Source organism: Pseudomonas piscis (assembly GCF_009380155.1).
Taxonomy (GTDB): domain Bacteria; phylum Pseudomonadota; class Gammaproteobacteria; order Pseudomonadales; family Pseudomonadaceae; genus Aquipseudomonas; species Aquipseudomonas piscis.
In genome coordinates, this window is the sequence record NZ_WHUV01000006.1 from 314,093 (window position 1) to 323,370 (window position 9,278).

Sequence of the window (9,278 nt, forward strand, 5' to 3'; positions counted from 1 at the left end):
TGAGTGTACTCAGGCGCAAGCCCTGCGCCCAGCCCCGACGGGGTGTCTAGCGTGGGCAGTAGGCCCGGTTGACGTAGCCGACGATCTTGCGGGTCAACCAGCGTGAACTCAGGCGGCCAAGCTGGGCCATCCAGCGGTTCAGGCGCCCGGGAATGATGATGGCGCGGTTCTTCTCCAGGGCTCGGACGGTATACAGCGCCACTTCCTCGGGACTCATGAGCCACTTGCTGTCGTCGACTTTGCGGGTGTCCATCTGGGCGTTCTGGAAGAAGGCGGTCCGGGTCGGCCCGGGGCAGAGTACCGAGACCTTGACCGCGCATTTTTTCAGTTCTTCGCGCAGCCCTTCGGAGAAATGCAGGACATAGGCCTTGCTGGCGTAGTAGGTGCTCATCCAGGGGCCGGGATGGAAAGCGGCCACCGAAGCGACATTGAGGATCTGCCCGCCGCCCAGCAACGCCATGCTGTTGCCCAGGGCATGGCACAGGCGGGTGAGGGCGAGGATGTTGACTTCGATCAGGTCCTGCTCGGTCATCCAGTCCTGGGCCAGGAACGGCCCGCTGGTGCCGATGCCAGCGCAGTTGACCAAAAGGTCGATCTGCCGGTCACCTTCCTCCAACTCCAGCAGGAACCCGGACAGCCTCAGGGGCTCGCCCAGGTCGCAGGCGCGGAACAGGACCTCGACGCCGAAGCGCTGGGTCAGTTCCAGGGCGATGCTTTCCAGCTGATCACGCTGGCGGGCCACTAGTAGCAAGTTGCGGCCACGCCGGGCCAGGGCTTCGGCCATGGCCAGGCCTATGCCGCTGGAAGCACCGGTGATCAGAGCGTAACGGGTCATGCAGTTCTCCATCGCAACGGCCGACGGCCCGCGACGGGAAGGGTCGCAGGCTCGGACGCGTTTATTCTTCCTCGGATTCTACAGTGCTTGCTGCATCGGCGGCTTCAGCCGCTGCGGCCGCGGCATCGGCAGCGCTTTCGGCCTCGTCGCTGCTGGAGTCGTAGGATTCGCTGTAGCTGGTTTCGCTGTAGCGGTCTTCCAGGGAACTCAGGCCACCAGCGACCATGCCGATGATGATCGCGACCAGCAGCACCACCCACATCCAGGACAGGACCTTGACCGCAGTGGTGTTGGGCGGCGGAGGGGCGCCATAGCGGTTGGCCACGTTGCTGCCGGGGCTGACCATCAGCACCAGGGGGAAGACGCTGCCGACGATGGGCACGAAGTTCAGCAGCCACAGCCAGCCCGACCAGCCCAGGTCATGCAGGCGCTGTACGCTGATCTGGATGCTGACGACGATGAAGCCGATGAACACCACGGCGCCGGCGAGAATTCCCAGGCCCATGAGCAGGGTGGAGTTGAGGACTGCTGTGGTAATGACACCGAACAAGGCACCGGCACCGATCACCGCCAACAGGGCCACGGTCAGTACCAGGGTCCAGGCCAGGTAGCGCAGGCGGCCGATACGCCCTTCGAAGCTGAAGACGTTGAGTGTCGCGTATTGGGGTACGGCGTCGCCGACGGTGGCCTGTGGCGGCGCGTAAGGCGAATCCGCGACGCTGGCTGGGCGCGGTGCGGCCGGGGTTACGGCCTCCAGGTTCAGCTCCAGGCCTGGTTCGGCTTCGATCCGGGCATCGAGGCCGGCGTTTTTCAGGGCTTCGAGATAGCGCTGGGCATCGGCCTGGGTCAGGTCGCGCTTGAGTTCGACCGGTTGGCCGCTGAACAGACGCTCCACTGCTGCGGTATCGGTCTTGAACAGTTCTGCGAGGTTCAGCTGCGCGGTGGACTTTTCGACACCGGGCAGCAAAGTGCCGTCGAAGACGATTTTGTAGCGGTTCTCGCTCATGGGGGCTTCCCTGTCACTTGAAATGAAGGCTTACATAAAGTCGCGTAGTTTAAGGCCAGCGCCCCCTGGCTGGCCAAAAAACTATGAGAACTGGTTATCGTGGCCAGCGTTTGGGTAGCTGGGCACAACGCTCCTGGGCCCGGCGGTACTCCTTGTCCAGGCGCTCGATCAACTGGTCGATGCCGGGCAGGTCGTCGATCTCGCCAACGCCCTGGCCGGCGGACCAGACGGTTTTCCAGGCCTTGGCCTCGTCGCTGATGGGTTTGAGCTTGGCCCCGAAGTTGACTTCGCCCTTGCCTTGCAGGGCAGCCATATCGAAGCCGGCGTTCTCCAGGCTCTGGCGCATGAAGCTGGCGGGCACTCCGGATACGGCGGCGGTGTGCACGATATCGGCGGCATGGGAGCCCAGGAGCATGTCCTTGTAGGCTTGGGGCGCGTGGCTCTCGCTGGTGGCGATGAAACGGGTGCCGAGGTAGGCGAGGTCGGCGCCCAGCACCTGGGCGGCGAGAATCTCATGCCCGTGGTTCAGGCAGCCGGCCAGCAGCAGGGTCTTGTCGAAGAACTGGCGGATCTCGGCGACCAGCGAGAACGGGCTCCAGGTCCCGGCATGGCCACCGGCTCCCGCAGCGACGGCGATCAGCCCATCGACCCCGGCCTCGGCGGCTTTTTCCGCATGGCGGCGAGTGGTCACGTCATGGAATACCAGGCCGCCGTAGCTGTGTACGGCATCCACCACTTCCTTGACCGCCCCCAGACTGGTGATGACGATCGGCACCTTGTGCTCGATGCAGATCTGCAGGTCGGCCTGCAATCGCGGGTTGCTGTTGTGCACGATCAGGTTCACGGCATAGGGCGCAGGATTCTCCAGGTTGGCCAGGCCCGCTTCGATCTCCTCCAGCCAGGCCTTGAACCCACTGCTTTCACGCTGGTTGAGCGCCGGAAAGCTGCCGACCACGCCGTTGCGACAGCAGGCCAGGACCAGTTCTGGATTGGAGATCAGGAACATCGGTGCCGCCACGACGGGCAGGCGCAAGCGTTGTTCGAGCAAAGCGGGCAGAGACATCGGTATACCCCCGGGAAAGCAGCTAGATAGAGTTAGAACGGTCGTACGACGACCAGAATTACAATAGCCAGCAATAACAGAACCGGTACTTCATTGAACCAGCGATAAAAGACATGGCTGCGGGCGTTTTCGCCACGGGCGAAGCGCTTAACCTGCGCGCCGCACATGTGGTGGTAGCCGATCAGTATCACTACCAGGGTGAGCTTGGCGTGCATCCAGCCGCCCTGGCTGAAGTAGGCACCGGGGTTGAGGCTGATCAGCCCGATGCCGAAGACCAGCGCTGCGATCATCGCCGGGCCCATGATGAAGCGATAGAGCTTGCGCTCCATGACGCAGAAACGCTCGCGACTGATGCTGTCCTCGCTTTGGGCGTGATAGACGAACAGGCGCGGCAGGTAGAACAGGCCGGCGAACCAGCAGACCACGCTGACGATATGAAAGGCCTTGAGCCATAGATAGAGCATTTTTGGTTATCCCCCAGATTCACGGTGGCGCGATAGTAGAGGCTAGAGCGTCCATACGTCACCTTGACGGTTGTCGCAGGGGGTTGCCGCCCCTATTATCGGCAGCTTTCCAGTGGGTTCGTTGAGGGCAAGGTTTATGGTCAAGGTCGGTATCGTCGGCGGCACGGGTTACACCGGGGTCGAGCTATTGCGTCTGTTGGCACAGCACCCACAGGCGCGGGTAGAGGTCATCACCTCGCGATCCGAGGCGGGCCTGGCCGTAGCCGACATGTATCCGAACCTGCGTGGTCACTATGACGGCCTGGCTTTCAGCGTGCCGGATATCAAGACCCTCGGCGCCTGCGACGTGGTGTTTTTCGCCACCCCCCACGGCGTGGCCCATGCGCTGGCTGGCGAGCTGCTGGCTGCCGGGACCAAGGTCATCGACCTATCGGCGGACTTTCGCCTGCAGGACGCCGATGAGTGGGCCAAGTGGTATGGCCAGCCCCACGGTGCTCCCGAGCTGCTGGACGAAGCGGTCTACGGTTTGCCGGAGGTCAATCGCGAGAAGATCAAGCAGGCGCGCCTGATTGCGGTTCCGGGCTGCTATCCAACGGCAACCCAGCTGGGCTTCCTGCCGCTGCTGGAAGCTGGCCTGGCTGATACGTCCCGTCTGATTGCCGACTGCAAGTCCGGTGTCAGCGGAGCAGGTCGTGGCGCCAGCGTGGGCTCGCTGTATTCCGAAACCTCCGAGAGCATGAAGGCCTATGCAGTCAAAGGGCATCGTCATCTGCCGGAGATCCGCCAGGGCCTGCGCCGGGCGGCGGGCAAGGATGTCGGCTTGACCTTCGTGCCGCACCTGACGCCAATGATCCGGGGTATCCACTCCACGCTCTATGCCACTGTCGTGGACAAGTCGGTCGATCTGCAGGCGCTGTTCGAGAAACGCTATGCCAACGAGCCGTTCGTCGATGTCATGCCGGCAGGGAGCCACCCCGAGACCCGTAGCGTGCGTGGTGCCAACGTCTGCCGGATTGCCGTGCACCGGCCGCAAGGTGATGACCTGGTGGTGGTGCTGTCGGTGATCGACAACCTGGTCAAGGGCGCTTCCGGCCAGGCCGTCCAGAACCTCAACATCCTGTTCGGCCTGGATGAGCGCCTGGGCCTGTCCCATGCGGGCATGCTGCCTTAGGGTCGTTGTTGCGTTGGAGAAAAGGCCCGTTTGACGGGCCTTTTTGCGTTCTGGGCATTGCTGTACGACTATTGATATACCGTAACAATAGTTGACCGCTTTTCTGGGAGAAGCGGATAATGCGCGTCATCACGCAGTATGGCGGCGTAACGCCGGGAGATAGTCAGCATGAGCGTTGAATCCTTCACCCCCACGGCTTTGCAATTCACTCAAGGTGCAGCGCACAAGGTGAAGACCCTGGTCGATGAAGAGGGTAATGATCGCTTGAAGCTGCGCGTATTCGTTACGGGCGGCGGTTGTTCGGGGTTCCAGTACGGTTTCACCTTCGATGAAGAGGTGGCCGAGGATGACACCATCGTTGAGCGCGAAGGTGTGAGCCTGGTTGTCGACCCCATGAGTTTCCAGTACCTGGCAGGTGCTGAGGTGGACTACCAGGAAGGCCTGGAAGGTTCGCGTTTCGTGATCAAGAACCCTAATGCCACTACTACCTGTGGTTGTGGATCGTCGTTCTCGATCTGATCGATCAGCAAGAGCCGTTTTAGAGCGCCGCAGTGGTCCATGACCCTGCGGCGTTCTGCTGTCTGGTGCTTAGGTGGGATAGATAGCACCGAGGATGCGTGGGCCGCGTGCACCAGTAACGCTAGGGCGGTTGCCGGCAATTCCCTCCAGGCAGCAATGGGCCAGCCAGGCGAAGGCCATGGCCTCTACCCAGTCCGGATCTACGCCATAAATCGCGGTGCTGTTGACCTGGGTTGCCGGTAGCAGGGTCGCCAGGCGTTGCATCAGGGCGGTGTTGTGAGCGCCGCCGCCACATACCAGCAACTCCTGAGTAGAGTCCTGGGCAGATTGCAGGGACTCGACAATGGTCTGTGCGGTCAACTCCAGCAGCGTGGCCTGGACATCCTCGGCGGTGATGGTCTGGTGCCGCGCCAATTGCTGCTGCAACCATGGGAGGTTGAAGACTTCGCGTCCCGTACTCTTTGGCCCGCGAGTGGCGAAGAACGAGTCGCTGAGCAGGGTCTTCAAGAGCAATGGATCGACCTGGCCACTGGCAGCCCATTGGCCGCCGCGATCGAAACTCTCTCCGCGCTGCAACTGGATCCAGGCATCGAGCAGTACGTTGCCTGGTCCGCAGTCGAAGCCGGCGACTGGCTTGGCGGTTTCGATCAGGCTCAGGTTGCTGAAACCGCCCACGTTCAGGACTGCCCGGTTGCCCGAGCGCTGCTCGAACAGTGCTTCATGAAATGCCGGGACCAAGGGGGCGCCTTGCCCGCCCGCGGCTACGTCACGGCTACGGAAATCACTGACGACGGTGATTCCAGTGAGCTCGGTAAGTAGCGCTGGGTTGCCGATTTGTATGGTGAAGCCGCGGCTCGGCTCATGGCGTACGGTTTGCCCATGGCTACCGATGGCCCGGATATCCAGGGCCTGCAGCTGCTGTTGTCGCAGTAGGGCCCGGATGCCCTCGGCCGCCAGTTGGACCCAGTGCTGCTGGGCGATGGCGGAGCGGGCGATCTCATCGGGGCCGCTGGCGCACAAGCTCAGGAGCTCGGCGCGCAAGGAAGAGGGCATGGGAATGTAGTGGGTGGCGACCAGTTTGATCGCCGGGCTCTGCTCGATCAGGGCGATGTCCAGGCCATCAAGACTGGTCCCGGACATCACTCCTATATAAAGCGCCATGGCTCAGCGCTTGCTCGAGGCCAGCATCGTGGCCTTTTCCTGGTCCATGCGGGCCATCAGCGGCTGGCTCTGCTGAAGGAAGCGCGCGCGCTCGGCTTTGGCGATTGGGTCGGCCATGGGCAGCTTCTGGCCCAGAGGGTCGACGTGGACGCCGTTGACCTGGAACTCATAATGCAGATGCGGTCCAGTGGACAGGCCGGTGGTGCCGATGTAGCCGATCACTTGACCCTGTTTCACCGAGCCGCCGGTCTTGACGCCTTTGGCGAAGCCTTGCATGTGGCCGTAGAGGGTGCGGTAGGTATTGCCGTGCTGGATGATCACGGTGTTGCCGTAACCACCGCGACGACCTGCCAGCAGGACCTTGCCATCGCCGGCGGCCTTGATTGGCGTGCCTCGTGGCGCGGCATAGTCGACCCCTTTGTGGGCGCGGATCTTGTTCAGGATGGGATGCTTGCGGCCGGCGGAGAAGCGCGAGCTGATACGGGCGAAGTCCACAGGGGTGCGGATGAACGCCTTGCGCATGCTGTTGCCGTCTGCGGTGTAGTAGCTGCTGGAGCCTTGCTTGTTGGTGTAGCGCACGGCGGTGTAGGTCTTGCCGCGGTTGGTGAAGCGCGCGGAGAGGATATTGCCGGTGCCCACCACCTTGCCGTTGACCATCTTCTGCTCGTAGATCACATCGAACTCATCGCCTTGGCGAATGTCCTGAGCGAAGTCGATGTCATAACCGAAGACGTTGGCCATATCCATGGTCAGGCTATGGGAAAGGCCGGCGCGGGCAGCGGATTGCGACAGGGAACTGTTGATGATCCCGTGGACATAGGCTGAGCGAACTACCGGCTTGGTGGTGACCTTGGCGAAGGAGAAGCCTTTGGCGCCCTTGGTCAGGGTGATGGTCTCAAGGTCGCTGACCTTGCTGTGAAGCTTGTTCAACTGGCCGTCGGGCGAGAGTTCGAACTCGAGCTTTTGGCCGTGCTTGAGCTGGGAGAATTGCTTGGCTTGCTTGTCGCTGGCCAGCACCTCATGGACAGCCGTGGCTGGCAGGCCGACCTTCTCGAACAGGGTCGAGAGGGTGTCACCCTTCGCGACTATGACTTCTCGATGTCCTGGAGCCTTGGGTTCTTCCGCGATGGGAGGGGCTGGCTCGCTTTCGGCCGTTTCGGTGGGGGCTTGGGCTGCGTCGTCGATCTGCGCAAATGGCGATGCAACCGCCTCGTTTGTGGCTTGCTCGACGGATGCAGCGTCTTGATCTTGTCGCAGTTGCTCGATCGGACTTTCCAGATCAAGACTCAATGTCGTTTTCTTTGCCTCGACATCGCTGGAAGGAAATACCAGCAAGGCCAGACTGAGGAGGGCTGCTATGCCGCTGGCGGCGAGCAGGTGGCTCTTCGGATAAAGCGGTGGCGCTTTAGGCGGTTCGGTGCTCATAGGTAATTTGACTTTGAAAAGATGAAATGGAAAAGATGAATGACATGATGAAGATGAAATAACTGTATAAAATATAACCAAATCATCTGTGACGCAAGCGCACGGGCACTCCCGTCTCCTGATGTATCCGTACGCCGGGCAAAACTTGTAATTAGTCCGTGATCTTGTATGGTTGGTTCCTTTTTGAATCTGAGCCTTGCGGGTCTGTTATGAAGTCGGTTGAAGAACAGCTAGCGCTGATCAAACGTGGTGCGGAAGAGTTGTTGGTCGAGTCCGAGCTGATCGAGAAGCTCAAGCGTGGCGAGCCGCTACGTATCAAGGCAGGCTTCGACCCGACTGCTCCGGACCTGCATCTCGGTCATACAGTGCTTATTAATAAGCTGCGCCAGTTCCAGGAGCTGGGGCACAAGGTGATCTTCCTGATCGGCGACTTCACCGGGATGATCGGCGATCCAAGTGGCAAGAGCGCTACTCGGCCACCGCTGACTCGCGAGCAGGTTCTGGATAACGCTGAAACCTACAAGAACCAGGTCTTCAAGATCCTGGATCCCGCCAAGACCGAAGTGGCATTCAACTCAACCTGGATGGACAAGATGGGGCCGGCGGACTTTATTCGCCTGACTTCCCAGTACACGGTTGCGCGCATGCTGGAGCGAGATGACTTCGACAAGCGCTACTCCACCAATCAACCGATCGCCATTCACGAGTTCCTCTATCCGTTGGTGCAAGGCTACGACTCGGTAGCCCTGCGTGCCGACGTCGAGTTGGGTGGTACCGATCAGAAGTTCAACTTGCTGATGGGGCGTGAGCTGCAGCGTAGCTATGGCCAGGAAGCGCAGTGCATCCTGACGATGCCTTTGCTTGAAGGACTGGATGGCGTCAAGAAGATGTCCAAGTCCCTGGGTAACTATGTAGGTATCCAGGAAGCACCGGGAGTGATGTACAGCAAGCTGGTTTCCATCCCGGATGCCTTGATGTGGCGCTATTTCGAACTGCTCAGCTTCCGCTCGATGGATGAAATTAACGCATTCCGGGCTGACGTGGAGGCTGGTGCCAACCCGCGTGATATCAAGATCAAGCTGGCCGAAGAGATCGTGGCGCGTTTCCATGGCGAAGAAGCTGCTGCGAATGCTCATCGTGCTGCGGGTAACCGTATGAAGGATGGCGAGCTTCCGGATGACCTGCCAGAGGTTGAGCTGGTGGCGGATGAAGATATGCCGATTGCTGCTGTCCTTAATAAGGCGGGGCTGGTGAAGAACTCCGCCGCGGCTCGCGATCTTCTCGGGTCTGGCGGTGTGCGCGTAGATGGTCAGGTAGTGGATCGTGCCTTTATATGCGTGCTGGGTTCTACCTATGTTTGCCAGGCCGGCAAGAAGGCTTTTGCGCGCATTACGCTTAAATCCGAATAAATCTGAAAATAAGTGTTGACGGCGAGTTTAATGTCTCTATAATTCGCCCCACTTCCGGCGCAGTCGAAACGGAAAACTCCTTGAGATTCAACGAGTTACGAAGATTTCGACAGCGGTCACGCTTCAGTTCATCGAAGTCCGAAAGGAGCTGATAAGGCAGCGAAAGTGGCCTTGTTAGCGTTTCGATCCTCTCGATCGAAAGCGGTTAAAAAGAGGTGTTGACAG

9 protein-coding genes are annotated in these 9,278 nt (G+C 60.5%); 3 read left to right on the forward strand and 6 right to left on the reverse strand.

All coding sequences use genetic code 11. The features are described 5' to 3' along the window. Window positions 1–46: 46 nt before the first annotated feature. The 4 genes from GDH07_RS28800 to hemJ all read right to left on the reverse strand — a co-directional run bounded on the left by GDH07_RS28800 (window position 47) and on the right by hemJ (window position 3,368). The gene (locus GDH07_RS28800) at window positions 47–835 is read right to left on the reverse strand and encodes an SDR family NAD(P)-dependent oxidoreductase (protein WP_022641394.1); all 789 of its coding nucleotides are present in this window, start codon (window positions 833–835) and stop codon (window positions 47–49) included. A gap of 61 nt (window positions 836–896) precedes the next feature. Beyond that, the gene (locus tag GDH07_RS28805; RefSeq protein WP_152899565.1) at window positions 897–1,841 is read right to left on the reverse strand and encodes a DUF805 domain-containing protein; all 945 of its coding nucleotides are present in this window, start codon (window positions 1,839–1,841) and stop codon (window positions 897–899) included. Between the two features lie 94 nt (window positions 1,842–1,935). Continuing rightward, window positions 1,936–2,904 carry an NAD(P)H-dependent flavin oxidoreductase gene (locus GDH07_RS28810; protein ID WP_152899566.1) on the reverse strand — a complete coding sequence of 323 codons (969 nt, stop codon included), beginning with the start codon at window positions 2,902–2,904 and terminating at the stop codon, window positions 1,936–1,938. A 32-nt stretch (window positions 2,905–2,936) separates the two neighbouring features. Then, a complete protein-coding gene (gene hemJ, locus GDH07_RS28815; RefSeq protein ID WP_053137565.1) occupies window positions 2,937–3,368 on the reverse strand; it encodes a protoporphyrinogen oxidase HemJ in 432 nt (143 codons plus the stop codon). Between the two features lie 136 nt (window positions 3,369–3,504). On the opposite strand from hemJ, the gene argC reads away from it, so the two are divergent. Further along, window positions 3,505–4,539: an N-acetyl-gamma-glutamyl-phosphate reductase gene (argC, locus tag GDH07_RS28820; protein ID WP_068575543.1), complete on the forward strand. Its 1,035-nt coding sequence runs from the start codon at window positions 3,505–3,507 to the stop codon at window positions 4,537–4,539. Between the two features lie 168 nt (window positions 4,540–4,707). After that, a complete protein-coding gene (erpA, locus tag GDH07_RS28825) occupies window positions 4,708–5,058 on the forward strand; it encodes an iron-sulfur cluster insertion protein ErpA (protein ID WP_011063789.1) in 351 nt (116 codons plus the stop codon). 69 nt (window positions 5,059–5,127) lie between these two features. On the opposite strand, the gene GDH07_RS28830 is transcribed toward erpA, so the two are convergent. Then, on the reverse strand, window positions 5,128–6,219 hold the full coding sequence (locus tag GDH07_RS28830; RefSeq protein WP_152899567.1) for an anhydro-N-acetylmuramic acid kinase: 1,092 nt from the start codon (window positions 6,217–6,219) through the stop codon (window positions 5,128–5,130). A 3-nt stretch (window positions 6,220–6,222) separates the two neighbouring features. Beyond that, entirely contained in the window at window positions 6,223–7,644 is a 1,422-nt protein-coding gene (locus tag GDH07_RS28835) for a peptidoglycan DD-metalloendopeptidase family protein (protein WP_152899575.1), read from the reverse strand. Between the two features lie 209 nt (window positions 7,645–7,853). Here GDH07_RS28835 and tyrS point away from each other — a divergent pair, with 209 nt between their 5' ends. Next, the gene (gene tyrS, locus GDH07_RS28845; protein ID WP_085599168.1) at window positions 7,854–9,053 is read left to right on the forward strand and encodes a tyrosine--tRNA ligase; all 1,200 of its coding nucleotides are present in this window, start codon (window positions 7,854–7,856) and stop codon (window positions 9,051–9,053) included. Window positions 9,054–9,278: the final 225 nt, after the last annotated feature.

Excerpts from the sequence above, each read along its gene's own strand:
- GDH07_RS28830 (WP_152899567.1), bottom strand. The coding sequence starts at position 6,219 with ATGGCGCTTTATATAGGAGTGATGTCCGGGACCAGTCTTGATGGCCTG.
- tyrS (WP_085599168.1), top strand. The coding sequence starts at position 7,854 with ATGAAGTCGGTTGAAGAACAGCTAGCGCTGATCAAACGTGGTGCGGAA.
- hemJ (WP_053137565.1), bottom strand. The coding sequence starts at position 3,368 with ATGCTCTATCTATGGCTCAAGGCCTTTCATATCGTCAGCGTGGTCTGC.
- argC (WP_068575543.1), top strand. The coding sequence starts at position 3,505 with ATGGTCAAGGTCGGTATCGTCGGCGGCACGGGTTACACCGGGGTCGAG.
- erpA (WP_011063789.1), top strand. The coding sequence starts at position 4,708 with ATGAGCGTTGAATCCTTCACCCCCACGGCTTTGCAATTCACTCAAGGT.
- GDH07_RS28835 (WP_152899575.1), bottom strand. The coding sequence starts at position 7,644 with ATGAGCACCGAACCGCCTAAAGCGCCACCGCTTTATCCGAAGAGCCAC.
- GDH07_RS28805 (WP_152899565.1), bottom strand. The coding sequence starts at position 1,841 with ATGAGCGAGAACCGCTACAAAATCGTCTTCGACGGCACTTTGCTGCCC.
- GDH07_RS28800 (WP_022641394.1), bottom strand. The coding sequence starts at position 835 with ATGACCCGTTACGCTCTGATCACCGGTGCTTCCAGCGGCATAGGCCTG.
- GDH07_RS28810 (WP_152899566.1), bottom strand. The coding sequence starts at position 2,904 with ATGTCTCTGCCCGCTTTGCTCGAACAACGCTTGCGCCTGCCCGTCGTG.